Below are 21381 nucleotides of genomic sequence, written 5' to 3'. Positions count from 1 at the left end.
ACACACCATCAGTTGAATTGGCAGATGGCGAATATGACGTAGTTGCAAAAGCAACAGATCAAGCAGGTAACACAGGTGAATCTCAGCCAGAGAGCTTCGAGGTTGACACAGTAGCGCCTGAATTAACCATCGATGAGCTTAAGCCAACAAACGATACTACACCAACAATCTCAGGTAAGACTGAGCCAGGTGCAACAGTAAAAGTTGAAATCTTAGACAAAGATGGCAACCCTGTAGCAACAGGTGATGCGACTGTAGATCCAGAAGGTAACTGGTCGTTCACACCGACTGAAGAATTACCAGAAGGTGAATATACAGTTAAAGCTGAAGCGAAAGATGCGGTGGGTAATACTGCTACTGAAACTGCGGATGGCAAATTAACTGTAGATACAACTGCACCATCTGATACCGATGTAACGATTGATCCAATTGCGGATACAAACGATACAACACCAGAAATCACAGGTACAACTGAACCAGGAACAACAGTAAATGTCGTTGTTAAAGACAAAGACGGTCAAGTTGTTGCAGAAGGTCCAGCGACAGTTACAGGTGACACATGGACATACACACCATCAGTTGAATTGGCAGATGGCGAATATGACGTAGTTGCAAAAGCAACAGATCAAGCAGGTAACACAGGTGAATCTCAGCCAGAAAGCTTCGAGGTTGACACAGTAGCGCCTGAATTAACCATCGATGAGCTTAAGCCAACAAACGATACCACTCCTGAAATTACTGGTAAAACAGAACCAGGAGCGATAGTTGATGTTGTGATCAAAGACAAAGACGGTGAAATTGTCTCTGAAGGTAAAGCAGAAGTTGATCCAGAAGGTAACTGGACGTATACACCGACTGAAGAATTACCAGAAGGTCATTACGATATTGAAGTAACTCCGACTGATAAAGCGGGTAACAAAGGTGATACTTCTAAAGAACAGTTAGAAGTTGATACAACACCTCCTTCTGACATTACTATTGATCCAATTGGTGGTGATGATTTCGAATCGAATGATCCTCAACCTGAAATTACAGGAACAGGTGAGAAAGGTTCGCTAGTGGATATCGTGATCACCGGTCCAGATGGCTTCGAAGAGAAGGCCACTGTTGAAGTTGGAGAAGATGGTAAATGGTCGTATAAACCAGAAGCTGAGTTGGAAGAAGGTGACTACAAAATCGAAGCTACTCCTAAAGATGAAGCTGGAAACGTAGGTAATCCAACTGAACAAGATTTTGTAATCGACTTGACACCACCAGATATCGATATTGATCCGTGGGAAGATGATAATGATCCTTGGTTAGATATCGATCCTTGGGATGATGAAGAAGCTGCATGGGATGTGAGTGAAGCTGCATCTGTACAGGCAGTATCATTAGCTGCTGAGCCTCAAATTGCTGCATTCTCTGCTTTCGCTGCACGCTCATTATTTATTGCTGAACCAGTAGTAACAGCATCTCAAGTAACGGCGGTTGATCCAAGTATTAATTATACTAATGATCCACAACGTACGATTAGTGGTAATACAGTAAATAATCCTAAAGAGGTTGCTGTAGAGATTAAAGATGCTAACGGTGCTGTGGTATCTAGTGGTTTAGCAGTGTTGTCTGCAGGCCGTTGGAGTTATAAACCAGCAGAACCTTTAGCAGATGGTATATATACACTTGTAGCCACTGCACGTGATGCTGCTGGTAATACTAGCCGTACAGTTTCTTTAAAATTTGGTGTAGATACACTTTCACCTGATTTGTCAGTTGAAGAGTTATATCCTACAAACGATACTACTCCAGCAATTTCTGGTTCAACTGAACAATATTCTAAAGTTCAAGTCGTGATTAAAGATAAGAATGGAAATACTGTTGTAGATGCACCAGCTTCTGTAGATAGCTCAGGCAATTGGACATTTACACCGCCAAGAGATTTAGCGGATGGAAATTACACAGTTGAAGTAACATCTACTGATTTAGCTAAGAACAAAAAAACTGAAACTCAGCAATTAACAGTTGATACTCAAGCTCCTGATGCTGTGATTATTAATCCAATTACAGATCCAAGTGACTTGAAACCAGTATTAACAGGTAAAGCTGAAGCGAATACTACTGTCGAATTAGTGATTAAGGACTCTACAGGTCGAATTATTGATTCTGCACTTGTTCCTGCTGATCAAAATGGTAATTGGACATATCCAATCAACAATAATTTACCAGAAGGTACAATTATCGTTGAAGCTAAAGCGATTGATGAAGCTGGAAATGTCGGTCCTTCATCAAGCATCGGCTTCGATTTGGATGTGACTCCTCCAGATGCGCCAACGGCAACATTTAATGCAGATGGTTCATTAGTAACAGGTACTGCACAAGCTTTATCAACTGTTAAAGTAAAAGATGCAAACAACAACGTGATTGGTACAACCACTGCGGATAGCAATGGAAACTACTCAATTAAGTTGATACCAAGTTTAAACGATGGACAAAATGTATATGTGACCGCTTCGGATGTAGCGGGTGAATCTGCACCACGTCAAGTGACTGCTCCAAACATTCCGTTGGATGCCATTGATAATGTTGCTAAAGCTGGTATTGAATACGAGTATCCTGTTACAGAGAAATTCATTAAAGATGCAATTTCTTATAATTGGTTGATTGGCTTCGCCGGTTTTGCGATTGGTAAAACAAGTGGTGCTACAGAGTTTACAATTGGTGCAAACAAAACTGCAGATGTGCAGCTTCAAGTAAAATCAGCATCATGGGGAACATTATTAGACTCAGTATCAATTGTTCTTTACCAGCAAAATAGTTCTGGTAAGTGGGTACCAATTGCCAATAATAAATCTGCAGGATTATTTGATTTCATCGGCTTATTTGGAGAAGTTGCTCATATCAATTTAGAAGATTTACCTGCAGGTAAATATTGCATAGAAATGAGTAATGGTAACCTTGCTTCTTTACCAGGTTATGTACAGACTAATTTAGTAATTAAAGAAACTAATACAAGTACAACGCCTGTAGTGAAGTCAATCACTGAAGCGAAGGGTAATGTGATTACTGATCTTGATCCTGTACATGGTAAAGATCTTGTAGTTGCTGGTGCTCTTGTGAAAGCTGTAAATGGTGTTGCGATTAATGGTGCAACAACAATCAAAGGTGAGTTTGGTACATTAACAATCGATGCAAACGGTACATACGCTTACAAACCAAATGCAAACCTTAATGCGATTGGTAAAACGGATGTATTTAAATACACGATTACTGATCCTGTAACTGGTAAGTCTGATACAGCGCAATTAGTACTTCAAATTGATTCTAAATCAGGTACACCATTGGCTTGGAGCAAATTCACACCAGAAGCAAACGCGAATGATGCTGATGCATTGGCGAATGAAACAGCTGGTAAGTTCAACTCTACTTACTTGAATGAAACAGTTTCTGCTAAAGGTTTGGATAAGTTGATCTTCAATGTGTTAAATGACAACAGCCATAACGGTGGTAACGGTGTTGACACAATCAATGACTTCCAATTAGGCAGCAATGTGAAGATTGATGTTTCTGAGTTGTTATCTGATAGTGCAACTGCTCAAAACATTGATAAATTCATTTTTGTCGAGAAAGACGGAAACAATACGAAGTTAAGTATTGATCGTGATGGCGCAGGTACAACTTATAACAAGGTTGACTTAATTACTTTCAACAATACTGATGTTTCACTTCAAGACTTGTTGAACAAAAATCACTTGTTGTTCTAATAGACTAATGTAAAAAAGAGGAACTTCGGTTCCTCTTTTTTTATTCTTGAATTAAAAAAAATGGGACATTTAAAATGTCCCATTCATTGTCTATAACTTATTTGAGTAGATTAAGAAAATTTAAATAATGTTGTACGAGGATTTGTTCTTGTTCCAATATTGGTGTATGACCTACACCTTTTAAGATGATAGGCCCTTGAGCATTTTTCAGTAATCCTTTCAGTTCAGCTGCAGCTTCTACATTAATAATTTGATCACGATCTCCCCAAATGATGAGTGTTGGTTGATCGATTGAACGAGCCGCTAGCGCAAATGTTTCAGGTGTAAATGATTTGGACATGAGAATAAGTTGCTCAACGAGTTTCGTGTTATTTGTAACATTGGATATCATGAGCTTTTCTTGTTCGACTTTCAGTTCGTTCGGTATAAATGGAGGTTGCTGCGTAGCAATTTTAAATAACCGATCAAAATCTCCAGGTTTAGAAACGATAAAATTTTTGAGTAAATTTGGGTCTTTTAAGTAAGGGGTATTGGCAGATTTAAATACACCTGCACTGTTAATGAGTAGTAATGATTTAGTATCGATTGGATACTGCGCAGCATAAAGTAATGCTACAGCTCCGCCCATGGAGTGACCGGCAACATTTAGATTTTGATCAACATGAATGGCTTCTGCAAAGCGACGTAATTTTTCTGTCAGATTAGGAATTGAATAATCAAAATCTGCAGCTACTTTACTATCACCTTGTCCAGGTAAATCAGGGATAATGACGTGATAATGTGGTGTCAGATAGCGAGCGACTCGGTTCCAATTATCCCGACTGCCTGCAAGACCATGCACAAGCATAAGTACTGGTTTGCCTTTGGTTCCACCTTCACTGTAAGCCCAATCGATGTCGGAGACTTTAATGCGCTTGGTATTCAGTCCAGCCCAAGCACGTTCTTGTTGTAAAATATTTTGTATATTTATACTGCTTGGCGCGGCTTGAGTCGTCGATGTAATAGAGATTGTACCGACTGCAATTGAAGCAGCAAGTAAGTGTGAAAATATCCTTTTCATTGTATTTCTCTGTGTATTGTTATTGTGCAAATTTAGATTAAGTGAGTCTGTTATGAAATGCATTTGCTCAAATCAATCATCCGATAAACTATAGGTCAATTATTGATGAATCGATCAGTATCAGCGGAAATGGCACAGTTGATCTTGGCCACAGTATCACAAATTCCTTATGGGAAAGTAGCCAGTTATGGTCAAATTGCTGCGATGTCAGGACTGCCTAAACATGCCCGTTTGGTTGGTCGTGTTTTGAATCAATTAGATGTGAGTAGCGACTTGCCTTGGCATCGTGTCATTAATGCACAAGGTAAAATTAGTCATCAGCGTTTGGATGATCAAGGTTTTAATTGCCAGCAAGCTAGATTGCTTGAAGAGGGGGTTGTGTTTAACAATGGCAAAATAGATTTCAAGGTTTTTGGATGGTTCGAGTAGCTCCGTATGACGATATACGGAGCTATCAGTTATTATTGCTTTACGACAAAAACAGGTACATTGACTTCAGTGATGAGGCTTTGTGCGACACTGCCCATAATTAATTTCTTGAATCCTGAGCGACCGTGCGAGCTGATAACAATCAGATCAATATTAAGCTCATCAATTGACTTCATTATGGTACGGTGAATACTTTCTCCTTCGAGTATTTTTGTCTCTACGTCTACTCCATATTCATTAAACTTTGCCTTAGCTTGAGCTAGGTTATCTTCAATAAATTTTCGTGCTCGTTCAATTAAAAGATTTGACTGCCCATCTGAGAGATATTCGGCTGCGATATAGGGATCGAGTGTCATCACTTGAACTACAGTAATTTTGCTATTAAATGCTTTAGCCAATTCAACAGCATGCTGAACGACGTTGAGTGCTACTTCTGAACCATCCACTGGAACGAGGATATTTTGATAACTCATGTTGTTTTCCTTTTTTAACCGTTTTAATTAAAAGTGTATAAGTTCATCATAGACCTTAATTGTTCAAAATAAAACCAAGTGTAAAACTATGGTTTTGTGTATTAAGTTATTGTTTTTGATTTAATATCTTAAAATTTTCGAGATATAAGATAGTAACGACTTATGAGAAAAAATTTGATCAACTGATTCATAAATCAAAAAATTTGAAAATATTGTGATGGGTAGAGATGTAATTAAGGGGGCGTAACATCTCTATAGAGTATGGAGTTGATGTTTAGAATTAAAAAAAGTATTAGTCTTAATTTAGACTCGATATTCTAAAAAAACCAACTCCGATTGAGAGTTTTTTTATGTCTTTAAGAATAATAATGATAAGATTTTTTTAAATAAGCTACTGAATTCTATATTTAATGAATAAGAAGTTTTTTGAATGGATTAAAGTAAATATTGGAAGTTGTCTTTCATGGGCTGTGACTATTGGTTGGCTAATTTTTATTTATTTTAAAATTCATAATGGAATTTTACCTACAGATTTAAATGAGTTTGGTGACTTTATCGCAGGTGCTTTTGCACCACTCGCATTCTTTTGGTTAGTTAGAGGATTTTATCAACAAGGTAAAGGACTTGAACAGAATTCTGAAGCATTAAAATTACAAGCGATTGAATTGCAAAAAACTAGTGAAGCCTTAAACTTACAAATAAAAGAAATGAAGGAAACAGTAGAACAACAAAAATTACTAGCAGAATATCAGCGTCTTGAGATTGAGGATAAACATCATTCAGTAAAGCCAATTCTTACAATAACTTTTACTGTTGAAGCACAATCATATAAACACTGCTTAGATTTTAGAGTTATTAATGCTACAGATAACCCTACCAAAAATTTAACATTATTTCCTGATTTAGAGAAAGATGTTGACTATGCTCCAATAATTAAACCTTACTGTGAAAAAAAATATATTCATATTACTGATGCATTGAGTGAGGCAGAAGAGGAATTATTTGATCAAGGTGCAGTGTGTATTAGAAACATACTTCTGACCTATGAAAATATATATTCAAGAAATTTTAGTGAAAAATATAAAATTTCTTTCCGTAAGGATGTAGACTCAAAGATATTGACAGAGGTCCATGTTATTGAATGAATCATTTTTAAACTTTATTTATGAACTTTATCAATAATTCAACATCATCCGTCTGCAATTGCTCACGCATTTTTAAAAACTGCTTTTCATCCATATCATAAAGTTTAAGGGAAAGCAGTTTTTCTATATCTTCTTCTGGGAAGCGGTATTTAATAATTTTCGCAGGTACGCCACCCACCACTGCATAAGGTGGCACTTCTTTGGTGACGACAGCACCAGTTGCCACCACTGCGCCTTCACCAAGTTTTACCCCTTGCATAATCATGGCACGACTACCAATCCAACAACCATCACCAATGACCGTGTCGCCAGCAGGCACAAAACTACGCGTATCAAAAGGAAATGCAGAAATCCAGTCGGTACGGTGTAACTGATTTCCACCCATCATGATGACACACTCAGCGCCAAAACAGACAAAATTGCCAATATAAAGCTGATCGATGGGTTTTTCTGGTGTCGAAGGTTTGTCATGTAGATAACGCACTACACAACGCTCAAAACCTTGATCCCAATAGGCTGAGTAATAACTGTAATTGCCTTTAATATGAATATTCGGATTTTTGACTGTTTTAGAGATAAATTCGAATTCGCACCAGTGATTGACAGGGGAGTTGATCAGCTTTTCAGACATGGTGAAATAAAAGGAGAATATTTTAGGGCATTATATACCAATTAAAACTTACATCCTGAATAAAAACTTTTATATTCATTGAGCATTAGAAGAATGGAAAAGCTATGTTTGTTGAAACAGAATTTAGAGAAGATAGACCTGAAGAAATATATAGAATAATAAAGGAGTATCCTCTTGCATCTTTGGTCGCACAGACCCAAACAGGGTTAATTGCTGAACATATCCCGCTCATATTAGTAGATGAACAAACATTGAGAGGACATGTTTCATTGCAGAATACACTATTCAATCATTCGATTTTGAATAATCAAATACTATGCATCTTTAAAGCAGAGGATGCTTATATTTCACCGAATTATTATCCTTCAAAATTTGAAGATCACAAAAAAGTACCTACTTGGAATTATCAAGTCGTACACATTAATGGTGAAATTCAGTTTTATCATGATCAGAAAACTAAACTTGCAGTATTAGGTCAACTCACCCAACAACATGAACGTATCACGAATGGTAAAAATGCTTGGAAAATGGCAGATGCACCAAAAGATTTCTTGATGGAAATGCTCAACCATTTTGTTGTATTTGAAATTAAAATTGAAAGAATCATTGCTAAATCAAAACTAAGTCAAAATAGAGAGGAAAAAGATTTTCGTAATGTTATTACGAAGCTTCATGAAGCTGGAAAAGTGCATCTAGCAAAAACAATGAATCAATTAAAATGAAAATAAAAAACCCCTCATCAGAGGGGTTTATAGCCTAAAATATCAAGAATTAAAGATATTCTACGCTCACAATTTCGTATTCAACTTCACCTTGAGGTGTCGTAATTTTAACTTCATCGCCTTCATTTTTACCCAAAAGACCACGCGCGATAGGGGAATTCACAGATATTTTGTTAATTTTAAAATCTGCTTCGTCGTCACCAACAATTTGATACGTTTTACGTTCTTCAGTATCCAAATTTTCAATTGTGACAGTCACGCCAAAAACAACGCGTCCATTTTGCTCAAGTTCTTTAACGTCAATCACTTGTGCAGCACCCAATTTTCCTTCGATATCTTGGATACGGCCTTCACAGAAACCTTGTTGCTCACGTGCAGCGTGGTATTCCGCGTTTTCTTTAAGATCTCCGTGTTCACGCGCTTCAGCAATCGCTGCTGTAATACGAGGACGATCTACAGTTTTAAGTTGGTGTAATTCTTTCTCAAGCGCTTCTTTGCCTTGAGGTGTCATAGGATAACGTTGCATAGTTGTCCCTCAAAAAAGTAAGTATGAAAAAATACTAAGTCTATAAATGAAAAAAAGCCCGCCACCAAGAGGTGGCGGGACTTCTTGGTAGTGTATTAACCTACTGTTTGTAAGTCTTGCAAACGATATACATCCATTGGCAATTTGATTGCTAAAGCTTGGCAAACTGCATCTGCACCATTAAGGGTAGTCGTATGATAGACCTTACCTTGAAGTGCAGAACGGCGGATTGAGAACGAATCCTGCTGAGCTTGTTTACCTTCTGTTGTATTGATAATGAGGTGTATTTCGCCATTTTTCAAGCGGTCCACAATATTTGGACGACCTTCAGTCACTTTATTTACACGTTCACATTCAATACCAGCCGCTTTGATGACATCGTAAGTGCCACCAGTAGCAAGTATTTTGAAGCCAAAGTCAGCAAGTTGTTTTGCAATACCAGCTGCACGTGGTTTATCAGAATCACGTACAGAGATGAACGCATGTTTAACTTCACCTTCCGTTGGAAGACCTGGTAAACGCTCATTTGCACCTAATACAGCTTTATAGAACGCTTCACCAAATGTTTTACCAACACCCATTACTTCACCTGTAGATTTCATCTCAGGCCCAAGGATTGGATCAACACCAGGGAACTTGTTGAATGGGAACACTGCTTCTTTAACAGAGAAGTGCTCAGGGATAATCTCTGTAGTGAATCCTTGAGATTCTAAAGATTGACCCGCCATACAACGTGCAGCGACTTTCGCTAAAGACTCACCGATACACTTAGATACAAATGGAACTGTACGTGATGCACGTGGGTTCACTTCTAAGATGTAAACGTCTTCGCCTTTAACAGCAAACTGTACGTTCATTAAACCAACAACACCAAGCTCTTTCGCCATCGCGATAGTTTGACGGCGCATTTCGTCCTGAATCTCTTTAGAAAGAGAGTAAGGAGGGATCGAACATGCAGAGTCACCTGAGTGGATACCTGCTTGTTCGATGTGCTGCATGATACCGCCGATCACCACGTCTTTACCGTCAGATACGCAGTCTACGTCAACTTCGATCGCGTCGTCTAGGAAGCGGTCAAGAAGAACAGGGGCATCGTTAGAAGCTTGAACAGCATCACGTAAATAGCGACGTAACTCTTCATCGTTGTATACGATTTCCATCGCGCGACCACCAAGTACATATGATGGACGTACTACAAGTGGATAGCCAACTTTCGCTGCTTCAGCCATACCTTCTTCAGCAGATTTTACAATGCTGTTGTTTGGTTGACGAAGTTGCAGACGTTGAATCATTTGTTGGAAACGTTCACGGTCTTCTGCACGGTCAATCGCATCAGGAGATGTACCAATAATTGGTGCACCAGCTTCTTCTAAAGCACGAGCCAATTTAAGTGGTGTTTGACCACCGTACTGTACGATGATGCCTTTTGGCTTCTCAATACGTACGATTTCTAACACATCTTCGAGTGTAATTGGTTCGAAGTACAGGCGATCAGATGTGTCATAGTCAGTAGAAACCGTTTCAGGGTTACAGTTCACCATGATTGTTTCATAACCGTCTTCACGCATTGCAAGCGCCGCGTGTACACAGCAGTAATCGAATTCGATACCTTGACCAATACGGTTAGGACCACCACCGATCACCATGATCTTGTCTTTGCTAGACGGGTTTGATTCACATTCGTCATCGTAAGTTGAATACATATACGCTGTGTCTGATTCAAACTCAGCAGCACAAGTATCTACACGTTTGTAAACTGGGGTTACGCCCAAGTTCCAACGATGTTTACGGAATTGTTTTTGTGAAATACCCATCAAGTTCGCAATGCGAAGGTCAGATAAACCTTTACGTTTAAATGAACGGATGTTGTCCGCATTTAGATCGCCAAAACCTAAAGTTTTGATTTGGTTTTCTGTTTTGATGATGTCTTCGATTTGGATCAAGAACCATTTGTCGATCTTAGTCGCTTGGAATACATCTTCTAATGTAAAGCCGTGACGGAAAGCATCAGCAACATACCAAATACGCTCAGGACCCGGAACACGAAGTTCTTGTAAGATTTTCTCACGCGCGCCTTCAGCACCCACTTCGATTTTTTCATCAAAGCCAGTTGCACCCACTTCAAGGCCACGAAGTGCTTTGTTCATAGACTCTTGGAAGTTACGACCAATCGCCATCACTTCACCAACAGATTTCATCTGTGTGGTTAAAGTTGCGTCAGCTTGTGGGAATTTCTCAAAGTTGAAACGTGGAACTTTAGTTACAACGTAGTCAATCGCAGGTTCGAAAGATGCTGGAGTTGTACCGCCAGTGATGTCGTTTTTAAGCTCATCAAGGGTATAACCAACCGCTAATTTCGCAGCGATTTTCGCAATAGGGAAACCAGTTGCTTTTGAAGCCAATGCAGAAGAACGAGATACACGTGGGTTCATCTCGATCACAACCATACGGCCAGTATTTGGACAAATACCAAACTGTACGTTAGAACCACCTGTTTCTACACCAATCTCACGTAACACTGCTAAAGATGCATTACGCATTAACTGATATTCTTTATCTGTTAATGTTTGTGCAGGTGCAACAGTGATTGAGTCACCTGTGTGTACGCCCATTGGGTCAAAGTTTTCAATCGAACAGACGATGATACAGTTGTCGTTTTTGTCACGAACAACTTCCATCTCATATTCTTTCCAACCAATTAAAGATTCATCGATCAATAATTGTTTGGTTGGAGAAAGATCGAAACCGCGTTCACAGATTTCAAGGAATTCTTCTTTGTTGTATGCGATACCACCGCCTGAACCACCCATGGTGAATGATGGACGGATAATCACTGGGAAGCCGAAACGTGCTTGAATTTCTAAAGCTTCTTCCATTGATTCAGCGATTGCTGCTTTTGGACATTCAAGACCAATTTTACGCATTGCTTGGTCGAAAAGTTTACGGTCTTCCGCTTTTTCGATCGCTTCTTTCGTTGCACCAATCAATTCAACATTGAATTTTTCTAAAATGCCATGCTCATCAAGGGCAAGGGCACAGTTCAATGCAGTCTGACCACCCATTGTTGGAAGAACTGCGTCTGGGCGTTCTTTCTCAATGATCGCTGCAACAGTTTGCCAAGTGATTGGCTCGATATACGTTGCATCTGCCATTGCAGGGTCAGTCATGATCGTTGCAGGGTTAGAGTTTACCAGAATTACACGGTAACCTTCTTCACGTAATGCTTTACATGCTTGTGCACCTGAGTAGTCAAACTCACACGCCTGACCGATAACAATTGGACCAGCACCAATAATTAAGATGCTTTTAATATCCGTACGCTTTGGCATTATTTGCTCCTCAATTACTTCTTAGATGCTTCAATAAGTTCGATGAAATGATCGAACAATGGTGCGCAGTCATGTGGACCTGGGCTTGCTTCTGGGTGACCTTGGAAACTAAACGCAGGCTTATCTGTACGATGAATCCCTTGAAGAGTTTGATCGAACAATGATTTGTGCGTCGCTTTAAGGTTTGCAGGTAATGTTTCTGCATCCACTGCGAAGCCATGGTTTTGAGAAGTAATCATCACTGTACCATCTTCGATGTTTTGTACAGGATGGTTCGCACCATGGTGACCATGAGGCATTTTCACCGTTTTAGCGCCAGAAGCGAGAGCAAGAATTTGGTGACCCAAGCAAATACCGAATACAGGTACGTTACGAGCATCTTCAACAATTGTTTTTACAGCTTCAATTGCATAGTCACATGCTGCAGGATCGCCAGGACCATTCGATAAGAATACGCCATCTGGATTTAGAGCAAGAACTTTTTCAGCAGGAGTTTGTGCAGGTACAACAGTTAATTTACAACCGCGGTCTGCGAGCATACGTAAGATGTTGGTTTTGACACCGTAATCATATGCGACAACATGAAATTTTGCTTCTGGTTGGGAGAAACCTTGACCTAATTTCCAAGAACCTTCAGTCCATTCGAAACCGTTTGGATCACAGCATTCTTTCGCAAGGTCTAAACCATTCAGACCGCCGAATGCACGAGCTTTTTCTAAAGCTTCTTCTTCTGTAATATTTTCACCAGCTAAGATACAACCGTTTTGTGCACCTTTAGCACGTAAAATACGTGTCAGTTTACGTGTATCAATGTCAGCGATAGCGACAACATTGTGAGATTTTAAGTATTCGCCTAAAGATTGCGTAGATCGGAAGTTGCTGTGCAATAAAGGTAGGTCACGAATGATCAATCCGTTTGCCCATACTTTATGAATTCGACCTGACTCAGCGTCTTCATCATTACAACCTGTGTTACCAATGTGTGGATAGGTAAGCGTAACAAGCTGTTGTGCATAACTTGGGTCAGTCAAAATTTCTTGATAGCCAGTCATGGCAGTGTTGAAAACGACTTCACCAGTCGTACTACCCGATGCACCGATTGACGTTCCTTTAAAGATCGTACCATCGGCAAGGGCTAAAATTGCTGGGGTGCTCAAACCAAAGCTCCTGAAATTTAGGCTGTAAAAAAGCGAGTAGACGAAAAAAAAGGAAGGCTACTTTAAAACCCACCCTCCTTACATCTGCTCGCTTGAACTTAACACGGCATTATACGCAAACACCTTGATAAAGTCCACGTAAATAAACCTGAATTCGTCAGATATATACCTTGTAATTTGTTTAAAAGTCTGCTTTTTAAACTTTGGACAAAAGTCTAAGAATGTAAGAATTGTTTAATAATTCAAAAGTTAAGTTTTATCACGATTTATCAAAATTTATGTAGACTTACAATTAATAAGCTAAGTTTCTGAAACAGAATAACAAAGCTTCTGAAAAGCTGATTTGTTAAATAGAACAAATGTTGAAGTTGCTCCAAATGCTTCCTAAAAGTTCGAAAAAAGTACTAATTAGGTCAATTTACAAGTATTTTAGAAAGGACTGATTAAATATGGAAAATAGAGGTAAATATTGAATTGCTTGTTAAAAGCGTAGGTTCAATTATTTAAAGATGAAATTGGTAGTTAGCATGTTGGGTTTTAAAAATTAAACCGAGATCGAATTTAAAGAGATTTGACGCTACTTCGGTGTTTGTGAAGAAATATTTAAGAGCAAATTGGGCTGTTCAAGTGATTAAGGACAATTTTGAAATTAGAAATGAATAACAGGAATTACAAATATAACTAGATATAACACGTTGAGATCAGCTGTATAAAACTTAACTCTAAAAGAGGTGGGAAGAGTCTACAACTATAGAACTGAAATATTGGGGTAAAAAAAATAGTGAGATTAAATCTCACTATTTTTTTTAAAACTGATGCAACCAATCGCGCTTGTTATGGAAGTCAGCCTCAGGACTACTATGCTGCATCGCATAATAATGTTTAGCTTGCGATGTGTTTAATACAGCGGATAAGCCAATAAAAATATCCTGCCATTTCAATTTATGTTTTAACATAAACTCCGTTAGATCAAGGCTCACATTTAAACCATAGTGCGTCTTTTTGAGTGAATTCAGTTCTATGTCATAAGCTGCTTGAGGTGGCATATCTTCAGGGTAACGATACTCTTCAAATTGATACGCTTGCCAAGCTTGAGAAGGGGAGAGATTGACTTCACGATAAAAGTCCTGATCTTTCACCCCAATGAAAATTTCAAAGCAGGTTTCTTCCCAAAGAAAATCTCGTCGTGGATGTCCAGCTACAATTTCCGGATAGACTAAGTATTGATTTGGGTCACGTAACCAATAGCCCACATTTAGTGTATATGGACTCACTTGTTCAATTGCACCAACCAGGGAGATATCAAAGTAACGGTCAAAAGAATTTAGTTCGTAACTTGCCATTCAATGCAACTCAAATTAATTAGAAAGATGTGCGTGGCGAACAAGATTCGAAAGTTTAGGATTTTGTTTTGCCGCTTTCTTATATAAAAGTGCAATCTTTCCAATGGTTTGAACAACCTCTGCACCAGTGACTTCGGCGATTTCAGTAATGACTGCTGCACGAGCATCACGATCTTCACCGCCAATTTTTACTTTAATTAACTCATGATCATTTAAAGCACGTTGAGTTTCTTCAATGACATTTTCAGTTAAACCTTGACCACCTAACATTACCACTGGGTTAAGTGCATGTCCGATTTGACGCAAACGTTTGCGTTCCTGAATTGATAAAGCCGCCATAAAGATAACCTAATTTTAAAAACGACTTAGTATAGCAAATCAAGAGATCAAACGCTTATGTTTCTCAGAAATAATCGATCAACTTAAATCAAAAAAACATAAACGATAATCTTGAATTAGATACAGATGAATACTGCAAGGGGGATAAAATTCACGTACAATAAAAAGTTAGATGATTACGTGTATTTAAAGAGTTATGGCAACACGCATTACCAATCAGAAGTTATCCAAAAGTAGTCGTGCGTGGATGAGAGAGCATTTAGATGACCCGTTTGTGAAAAAAGCACAAAAGGAAGGTTATCGTGCGCGTGCTGCATATAAATTGCTTGAAATCCAAGAGAAATACAAAATCATTAAACCTGGTATGACTGTCGTGGACCTTGGTGCTGCACCTGGTAGCTGGTCCCAAATCGCCGGAAAATTAGTGGGTGATAAAGGTTTAGTGATTGCATCAGATATTTTGGAAATGGATGCACTTCCAGATGTGACGTTCCTGCAAGGAGACTTTCGAGAAGAGGAAGTTTTCGAAAAATTGTTAAATATTTTAAATGGACGAACTGTAGACGTTGTAATTTCAGATATGGCCCCCAATACATCAGGTAATAAGGCCGTTGATCAACCTCGACAAATTTATTTGTGTGAACTTGCATTAGACTTTGCCAATAAAGTTTTAGGTCCGAAAGGACAGTTTGTTGTCAAAGTTTTCCAAGGAACTGGTTTTGACGAATTCCGTAAGGAAGTTGTAGACAGTTTTGAAGTATTAAAAACTGCAAAGCCTGCTGCTTCGCGTGCTCGTTCGAAGGAAGTTTTTTTAATTGGACAGGGCCGTAAAAAGAAATCGCAATAAAGTGACTTGCCAAGTCGCTAAAAAATGTGCATTTTGTACCTTTTGAATATTTTATTGCGAAATTGATTTACTCGCTTTTTGTTAAAGGTCACCCAATTTTGGGCATGATCAAATTAGATTGATATGGGAATAAAGCTTTGAGCGATCTCTTTAAGAATGCCGTTTTATGGCTTGTTATACTTGGTGTGCTGATATTAATTTTCAGCAACATTAGTGACCGTGATAAGCCTGCTGCATTGAACTATTCAGAATTTGTTGCAGCGGTTAATGCTGGTCAAATTAAACAAGTTACCATTGACGGTGAACGAATTAGTGGCGAAAAAGTAAATGGTTCTCCATTTGAGAGTATTCGTCCTGCGGTTCAAGATCCTGAGTTAATGCCGAATCTCATCAAAAATAATGTCGTTGTTGAAGGCACTGCTCCGCAACGTCAAGGTTTATTGATGCAGCTTTTGATCGCAAGCTTTCCAGTACTTTTAATCATTTTGTTATTCATGTTCTTTATGCGCAACATGGGTGGCGGTGCTGGTGGTAAAAACGGCCCGATGAGTTTTGGTAAGTCAAAAGCAAAAATGCTTTCAGAAGACCAAATCAAAGTCACTTTCACAGATGTTGCGGGTTGTGACGAAGCGAAACAAGAAGTCGTTGAAATTGTTGATTTCTTGAAAGATCCAACAAAGTTTAAGCGTCTTGGTGCGAGCATTCCTCGCGGTGTCCTGATGGTAGGTCCACCGGGTACAGGTAAAACTTTACTTGCGAAAGCGATTGCTGGAGAGGCTAAGGTTCCATTCTTTAGTATCTCAGGTTCAGACTTCGTAGAAATGTTCGTTGGTGTTGGTGCATCACGTGTACGTGATATGTTTGAGCAAGCGAAACGCCATGCGCCGTGTATCATTTTCATTGATGAAATTGATGCGGTGGGTCGTCATCGTGGTTCAGGTACTGGCGGTGGTCATGATGAGCGTGAACAAACCTTGAACCAGATGTTGGTAGAAATGGATGGTTTCGAAGGTAATGAAGGTATCATCGTTATTGCTGCGACTAACCGTGCTGACGTGCTAGATAAAGCTTTACTTCGTCCAGGACGTTTCGACCGTCAAGTGATGGTTGGACTTCCAGATATTAAAGGTCGTGAGCAAATCCTGAATGTGCATTTGAAAAAATTACCTTCAGTGACTGGTGTGGATGTCAAAGTATTGGCACGTGGTACTCCAGGGTTCTCTGGTGCGCAATTGGCAAACTTAGTCAATGAAGCTGCGTTATTTGCTGCACGTCGTAATAAAAATACGGTCGATATGCATGACTTTGAAGATGCAAAAGATAAGCTTTATATGGGGCCAGAGCGTAAATCAATGGTTCTTCGTGAAGAAGAGCGTCGCGCAACGGCTTATCATGAAGCAGGTCATGCGATTGTAGCTGAAATGCTTCCAGGCACAGACCCAGTACATAAAGTCACGATCATGCCACGTGGTTGGGCATTAGGTGTAACTTGGCAGCTTCCAGAGTTTGATCAAACCAGTCATTACAAAGACAAAATGTTGAATGAGCTTTCTATTCTGTTTGGTGGTCGTATTGCAGAAGAAATTTTCATTAATCAGATGTCGACTGGGGCTTCTAATGACTTTGAACGTGCAACAAAAATGGCGCGTGCAATGGTGACTAAGTACGGTATGTCTGACAAGATGGGTGTCATGGTTTATGAAGAAGATGCTCAACAGTCATTTATGGGTAGTCTAGGTGGTCGTACTATTTCTGAAACGACTCAACTTGAAGTTGATCGTGAAATTCGCCGTATCCTAGATGAGCAGTACAAAGTTGCACGTGATATCTTAGAAAATAATAAAGATATTGCCCATGCGATGGTAAAAGCTTTGCTTGAGTGGGAAACGATTGATCGTGATCAAATCCGTGACATTATGGAAGGTCGTGAACCTCAACCACCTAAGGTATATGTGGCTGAGAATCCAATTGTAGATGTAACCCCTACAGATGGTCCTTCAACGCCTCCACCTTTACCAGCAAGCTAAAATGAAGGAGCCTCTTATGAGGCTCTTTTTTTTGTGTTGAAATTATCCCTCATGTTTAAATTTTACTTGATATCATGTGAATAGATTTTCTAGGAACATCAATATGCAACTTATCTCTTTACCTAATCAGATTCTTAAATGTGGTGCATTGGAACTTGATTTGTCAAAGCCTCATGTAATGGGTGTGTTAAATGTAACGCCAGATTCGTTTAGTGATGGTGGTAAACACAATAGTGTAGAGGCGGCACTAGAGAGAGCAAAGCAAATGATTGCTGAAGGGGCGAGTGTTATTGATGTAGGTGGTGAGTCAACTCGCCCTGGCGCATCTGCTGTTGATGTTCAAGATGAAGTAGATCGTGTAGTTCCGGTCGTTGAAGCGTTGTCAAAATTGAATGTAGTGATCTCAATCGACACTTCTCAACCAGAAGTGATTAAAAAGGCGGTTAAAGCTGGAGCGCATATTTGGAATGATGTCAGAGCATTAACAAAGCCACATGCTTTAGAAACAGCTGCGGAATTAGATATTCCAGTCATTATCATGCATATGCGTGGTGAGCCAACCACAATGAACCAGTTGGATCAATATGATGATATTACTTTAGATGTGATTTCAGAATTGCAAACTCGATTAGATGCAGCATTAAATGCAGGAATTAAACCTGAAAATATCATGATTGATCCGGGTTTCGGATTTGCAAAAAATGCACATCAAAACCTGAAATTATTAAAAGAGTTGTATAAATTAAATGAGTTGGGCTATCCAATGCTTTCTGCATTATCTCGTAAGCGATTTATTGGTGAAGCTTTAGGTGGTGTACCTGCCCATGAACGTGCAGTGGGTTCGGTGACGGGGCATCTGTTAAGCATACAGCAAGGAGCATGTATGGTCAGAGCACATGATGTAAAAGAAATGGTGCAAGCTATTCAAATTTGGGTAGCAATGAATAGTGTTAGTTAAATTAAAGGCAGATTTAAGGCGGTTAAAATCATCAATGAAAATATTAGCTTAGTTATACTTTGATTAAAAGTGAGATTTACTCCTCGTTTTTATTGTTGGTTTAATGTCTAGCTTGTGTTATATAAGCTCGGTTTTTGTTAATGCTATTACTTGAGCTTTAATATGTTGAATGATGTACTTCTCCCGATGTTCGACGATGAATATTATCCTGATATTCTCGTGGCTGAAATTCAGCAACTCATTGAAAAATTCTCAAAGAAGGTATCTAAGGTGAATTCCGATGCTGAGATTTATCAAATCGCTAATGATATTGTGGCGGAAATTAATGAGATGAAACCTCAGTTCGAAGATCTTGATTCTTCTCTTGATGATGCAGCAGCAGACTATATTGCTGAGGCAATGATGATGGTCGTTCAGGAAGAGGGATTCTTAGATATCGAAATGGAAGAACTTGTTTCAAATAGAGAGTGGTAAATCGCTCTCTATTTTTTTGTGTTGTTATTGTTGTGGCTAAACGCTAGGCATAAAAAAACCAGCTTACGCTGGGTTCTTTATTTACACCATTATTCTCTATCAGAAGAATGGTGCCCGAGGCCAGACTCGAACTGGCACGCTTTGAGGGCGGGGGATTTTAAATCCCCTGTGTCTACCGATTTCACCACTCGGGCATGTGCGCAATAATAGAGGACACTTTTTAGCTTGGCAAGAGAAAATCGTATTATTTGCTTTCTTTTCAATCAAATTGCATTTATTAGATTAAAAAATATAAATTTTGGGGCGATGGTTTATGATATTTGTACATTAAATTGTCATCTGATTGCAATTTTAGCTTCATAAATACGGTTTAAGTTCGAAGTTAAAATAACTCGCCAATTCGTAAATAAAATGAAAAATAAAATCTCAAGACGCGCATTAATTAAAAATTCATTGGCTGGATTAGGTGCGATTTCACTGCCTGTTCTGATTACAGCATGTAATGGCGATGGTCAAACCAGCAATGAGCATAAAGTTGATTTTTTGCATGGAGTGGCGAGTGGAGATCCATTACAGGATCGAATAATTCTTTGGTCGCGAATAACACCTACAGATGTGGCGGCAACATATGAATTAGATTGGGAAATTGCACTTGATGAGAATTTTTCAAATATTGTTCAGATGGGGAAAATCAAGACTTCTGCTGCTAAAGACTTTTGCTTGAAAGTCGATGTACTTAATTTGAGTGCCGATACTCGTTATTATTACCGATTTAAATATGGGCAGATACATTCTCCAATTGGTCGTACGAAGACCTTAGCAACCAAGTCCAATGCGGTTAACTTTGCGGTATGCTCATGCTCAAATTATCCTGCTGGTTATTTTTATGTGTACCGTGAAATTGCGAAGCAGGACGTGGATGCTGTGCTGCATCTGGGTGACTATATTTACGAATATGGCAAAGATGGGTATGCAGCTGAACAAGCCGAAAAGCTTGGTAGAACACTCGATGTGGATAATCAAAACGAGATTTACCGTCTAGAAGATTATCGAAAACGTTATGCAAAATATCGAACAGATCCTGATTTACAAGCGGTTCATCAACGTCATCCATTTATTCTGATTTGGGATGATCATGAGCTGACAAATGATGCATGGAGAGCTGGTGCGCAGAATCATCAACCTGATTTAGAGGGAGATTTCGTAGCACGAAGAACAGCAGCCCTAACCGCTTATTTTGAGTGGATGCCAATCCGCGAAAAAAGCAATAACGATATTCTTCATATTTATCGTCAGTTTAATTTTGGTGATTTAGTTCAACTTAATATGCTAGATACACGTATGTTGGCACGTGATGAGCAACTGGCTTTTGCTCCATTTATGGATGGTGAAAATCTAAATGTTGAGCAATTTAGAGCGGCATTATTGAATGAGCAGCGACAGCTAATAGGGATAGATCAGTTAAATTGGTTGGCGAATAGTCTTCAGAGTTCTCGTGCAATATGGAATGTATTGGGTCAGCAAGTATTGATGGCGAAAATGTTGGTACCTGCTGAAGTATTGCAAATATTAAATGTTGCCAAAAGTGGAATGGTAGATGACAACTTTTTAATAGAAGCTCAAAAACGTCTGATGGAGTTGGTCGCGATTAAATTGCGTTATAAAAATAGTGACCCGAGCTTAACTGACGCTGAATTATTAAGAATCCTAACCGTGATTCCTTATAATTTAGACGCTTGGGATGGTTATTATGCTGAGCGTGAGCGTGTTTATGCTTTGTATGAGCAGTATCAGAAGAAAGTTGTTGTGTTGGCTGGAGATACCCATAATGCGTGGGAGTCTGCATTACATCAACAAAATGGTGAGAAGGTGGGGATTGAATTAGCAACAAGTTCAGTTTCTTCACCAGGTATGGAGAAATATCTCAATTTACCTGAGAACTTAATGCAACAATTTGAACAAGTGTTTATCCAATTGATTGATGAATTAAGCTTTTGTAATTTGAATCAACGAGGCTATTTAAAATTGAGCTTTGATTCTACGCAATTGAGTGCAGATTGGTTGTTTTTAACAGATATTCATTCACAGAAGTATCAAGTTGATCAACTCAGATTGCACTCAACAATGTATGATACCAATTTGAATATAATTAAAGTAATGCAGCAAGCAAGTTGATCGTAG

The 21381-nt window shown here is 39.0% G+C and carries 17 protein-coding genes and 1 tRNA gene; 9 read left to right on the top strand and 9 right to left on the bottom strand.

Going from position 1 to position 21381, the window contains the following annotated elements; translation table 11 throughout:
- Positions 1 to 3740, top strand: a 3740-nt coding sequence (locus AC1M86_RS02170; RefSeq protein WP_481607134.1) for a BapA/Bap/LapF family large adhesin, incomplete at its 5' end; no start/stop codon positions are given.
- 97 nt (positions 3741 to 3837) lie between these two features.
- Here the strand turns inward: AC1M86_RS02170 and AC1M86_RS02165 are convergent.
- Positions 3838 to 4800 carry an alpha/beta fold hydrolase gene (locus AC1M86_RS02165; RefSeq protein ID WP_481607133.1) on the bottom strand — a complete coding sequence of 321 codons (963 nt, stop codon included), beginning with the start codon at positions 4798 to 4800 and terminating at the stop codon, positions 3838 to 3840.
- A 105-nt stretch (positions 4801 to 4905) separates the two neighbouring features.
- Here AC1M86_RS02165 and AC1M86_RS02160 point away from each other — a divergent pair, with 105 nt between their 5' ends.
- A complete protein-coding gene (locus AC1M86_RS02160; RefSeq protein ID WP_481607132.1) occupies positions 4906 to 5229 on the top strand; it encodes an MGMT family protein in 324 nt (107 codons plus the stop codon).
- A 32-nt stretch (positions 5230 to 5261) separates the two neighbouring features.
- On the opposite strand, the gene AC1M86_RS02155 is transcribed toward AC1M86_RS02160, so the two are convergent.
- Positions 5262 to 5702, bottom strand: a complete 441-nt coding sequence (locus AC1M86_RS02155) for a universal stress protein (RefSeq protein WP_481588555.1) — start codon at positions 5700 to 5702, stop codon at positions 5262 to 5264.
- A gap of 410 nt (positions 5703 to 6112) precedes the next feature.
- Between AC1M86_RS02155 and AC1M86_RS02150 the strand changes: the two genes are divergently transcribed.
- The gene (locus AC1M86_RS02150) at positions 6113 to 6847 is read left to right on the top strand and encodes a hypothetical protein (protein WP_481607131.1); all 735 of its coding nucleotides are present in this window, start codon (positions 6113 to 6115) and stop codon (positions 6845 to 6847) included.
- 7 nt (positions 6848 to 6854) lie between these two features.
- Here the strand turns inward: AC1M86_RS02150 and AC1M86_RS02145 are convergent, their stop codons facing one another.
- Complete coding sequence (locus AC1M86_RS02145; RefSeq protein ID WP_481607130.1) at positions 6855 to 7478, bottom strand: CatB-related O-acetyltransferase; 624 nt, start codon at positions 7476 to 7478, stop codon at positions 6855 to 6857.
- Positions 7479 to 7582: 104 nt separating this feature from the next.
- On the opposite strand from AC1M86_RS02145, the gene AC1M86_RS02140 reads away from it, so the two are divergent.
- The gene (locus tag AC1M86_RS02140) at positions 7583 to 8200 is read left to right on the top strand and encodes an FMN-binding negative transcriptional regulator (RefSeq protein WP_481596730.1); all 618 of its coding nucleotides are present in this window, start codon (positions 7583 to 7585) and stop codon (positions 8198 to 8200) included.
- Between the two features lie 49 nt (positions 8201 to 8249).
- Here the strand turns inward: AC1M86_RS02140 and greA are convergent, their stop codons facing one another.
- The 5 genes from greA to yhbY form a co-directional block, all read right to left on the bottom strand.
- Positions 8250 to 8726, bottom strand: a complete 477-nt coding sequence (gene greA, locus AC1M86_RS02135; RefSeq protein WP_035266896.1) for a transcription elongation factor GreA — start codon at positions 8724 to 8726, stop codon at positions 8250 to 8252.
- A 95-nt stretch (positions 8727 to 8821) separates the two neighbouring features.
- Positions 8822 to 12055 (bottom strand): carbamoyl-phosphate synthase large subunit, encoded by a 3234-nt coding sequence (gene carB, locus AC1M86_RS02130; protein ID WP_180028121.1) that lies wholly within the window; start codon positions 12053 to 12055, stop codon positions 8822 to 8824.
- A 14-nt stretch (positions 12056 to 12069) separates the two neighbouring features.
- Positions 12070 to 13212, bottom strand: coding sequence for a glutamine-hydrolyzing carbamoyl-phosphate synthase small subunit (carA, locus tag AC1M86_RS02125; RefSeq protein ID WP_035266900.1), 1143 nt, complete (start codon positions 13210 to 13212; stop codon positions 12070 to 12072).
- 806 nt (positions 13213 to 14018) lie between these two features.
- A complete protein-coding gene (locus AC1M86_RS02120; protein WP_092765927.1) occupies positions 14019 to 14555 on the bottom strand; it encodes a DOMON-like domain-containing protein in 537 nt (178 codons plus the stop codon).
- Positions 14556 to 14570: 15 nt separating this feature from the next.
- Positions 14571 to 14894, bottom strand: coding sequence for a ribosome assembly RNA-binding protein YhbY (gene yhbY / locus AC1M86_RS02115; RefSeq protein ID WP_035266903.1), 324 nt, complete (start codon positions 14892 to 14894; stop codon positions 14571 to 14573).
- A 196-nt stretch (positions 14895 to 15090) separates the two neighbouring features.
- Between yhbY and rlmE the strand changes: the two genes are divergently transcribed.
- The 4 genes from rlmE to AC1M86_RS02095 all read left to right on the top strand — a co-directional run bounded on the left by rlmE (position 15091) and on the right by AC1M86_RS02095 (position 19200).
- The gene (gene rlmE / locus AC1M86_RS02110) at positions 15091 to 15741 is read left to right on the top strand and encodes a 23S rRNA (uridine(2552)-2'-O)-methyltransferase RlmE (RefSeq protein WP_035266905.1); all 651 of its coding nucleotides are present in this window, start codon (positions 15091 to 15093) and stop codon (positions 15739 to 15741) included.
- Between the two features lie 137 nt (positions 15742 to 15878).
- The gene (gene ftsH, locus AC1M86_RS02105; RefSeq protein ID WP_035266907.1) at positions 15879 to 17768 is read left to right on the top strand and encodes an ATP-dependent zinc metalloprotease FtsH; all 1890 of its coding nucleotides are present in this window, start codon (positions 15879 to 15881) and stop codon (positions 17766 to 17768) included.
- Positions 17769 to 17871: 103 nt separating this feature from the next.
- A complete protein-coding gene (gene folP / locus AC1M86_RS02100) occupies positions 17872 to 18726 on the top strand; it encodes a dihydropteroate synthase (protein ID WP_481607129.1) in 855 nt (284 codons plus the stop codon).
- A gap of 162 nt (positions 18727 to 18888) precedes the next feature.
- A complete protein-coding gene (locus tag AC1M86_RS02095) occupies positions 18889 to 19200 on the top strand; it encodes a DUF5713 family protein (RefSeq protein ID WP_035266912.1) in 312 nt (103 codons plus the stop codon).
- Between the two features lie 108 nt (positions 19201 to 19308).
- Here AC1M86_RS02095 and AC1M86_RS02090 read toward each other — a convergent pair.
- Positions 19309 to 19394, bottom strand: a tRNA-Leu gene (locus AC1M86_RS02090).
- Between the two features lie 217 nt (positions 19395 to 19611).
- Here AC1M86_RS02090 and AC1M86_RS02085 point away from each other — a divergent pair.
- A complete protein-coding gene (locus AC1M86_RS02085) occupies positions 19612 to 21375 on the top strand; it encodes an alkaline phosphatase D family protein (protein ID WP_481595649.1) in 1764 nt (587 codons plus the stop codon).
- Positions 21376 to 21381 lie beyond the last annotated feature (6 nt).

Source organism: Acinetobacter sp. ANC_7654 (assembly GCF_056779855.1).
The sequence above is the reverse complement of the archived record's forward strand: the minus strand, read 5'-3'. Positions and strand labels throughout refer to the sequence as shown.

What these genes read in the sequence shown, in the direction of transcription:
- AC1M86_RS02165 (WP_481607133.1), bottom strand. Translation starts at nt 4,800, where the DNA reads ATGAAAAGGATATTTTCACACTTACTTGCTGCTTCAATTGCAGTCGGT.
- AC1M86_RS02160 (WP_481607132.1), top strand. Translation starts at nt 4,906, where the DNA reads ATGAATCGATCAGTATCAGCGGAAATGGCACAGTTGATCTTGGCCACA.
- AC1M86_RS02155 (WP_481588555.1), bottom strand. Translation starts at nt 5,702, where the DNA reads ATGAGTTATCAAAATATCCTCGTTCCAGTGGATGGTTCAGAAGTAGCA.
- AC1M86_RS02150 (WP_481607131.1), top strand. Translation starts at nt 6,113, where the DNA reads ATGAATAAGAAGTTTTTTGAATGGATTAAAGTAAATATTGGAAGTTGT.
- AC1M86_RS02145 (WP_481607130.1), bottom strand. Translation starts at nt 7,478, where the DNA reads ATGTCTGAAAAGCTGATCAACTCCCCTGTCAATCACTGGTGCGAATTC.
- AC1M86_RS02140 (WP_481596730.1), top strand. Translation starts at nt 7,583, where the DNA reads ATGTTTGTTGAAACAGAATTTAGAGAAGATAGACCTGAAGAAATATAT.
- greA (WP_035266896.1), bottom strand. Translation starts at nt 8,726, where the DNA reads ATGCAACGTTATCCTATGACACCTCAAGGCAAAGAAGCGCTTGAGAAA.
- carB (WP_180028121.1), bottom strand. Translation starts at nt 12,055, where the DNA reads ATGCCAAAGCGTACGGATATTAAAAGCATCTTAATTATTGGTGCTGGT.
- AC1M86_RS02120 (WP_092765927.1), bottom strand. Translation starts at nt 14,555, where the DNA reads ATGGCAAGTTACGAACTAAATTCTTTTGACCGTTACTTTGATATCTCC.
- yhbY (WP_035266903.1), bottom strand. Translation starts at nt 14,894, where the DNA reads ATGGCGGCTTTATCAATTCAGGAACGCAAACGTTTGCGTCAAATCGGA.
- rlmE (WP_035266905.1), top strand. Translation starts at nt 15,091, where the DNA reads ATGGCAACACGCATTACCAATCAGAAGTTATCCAAAAGTAGTCGTGCG.
- folP (WP_481607129.1), top strand. Translation starts at nt 17,872, where the DNA reads ATGCAACTTATCTCTTTACCTAATCAGATTCTTAAATGTGGTGCATTG.
- AC1M86_RS02095 (WP_035266912.1), top strand. Translation starts at nt 18,889, where the DNA reads ATGTTGAATGATGTACTTCTCCCGATGTTCGACGATGAATATTATCCT.
- AC1M86_RS02085 (WP_481595649.1), top strand. Translation starts at nt 19,612, where the DNA reads ATGAAAAATAAAATCTCAAGACGCGCATTAATTAAAAATTCATTGGCT.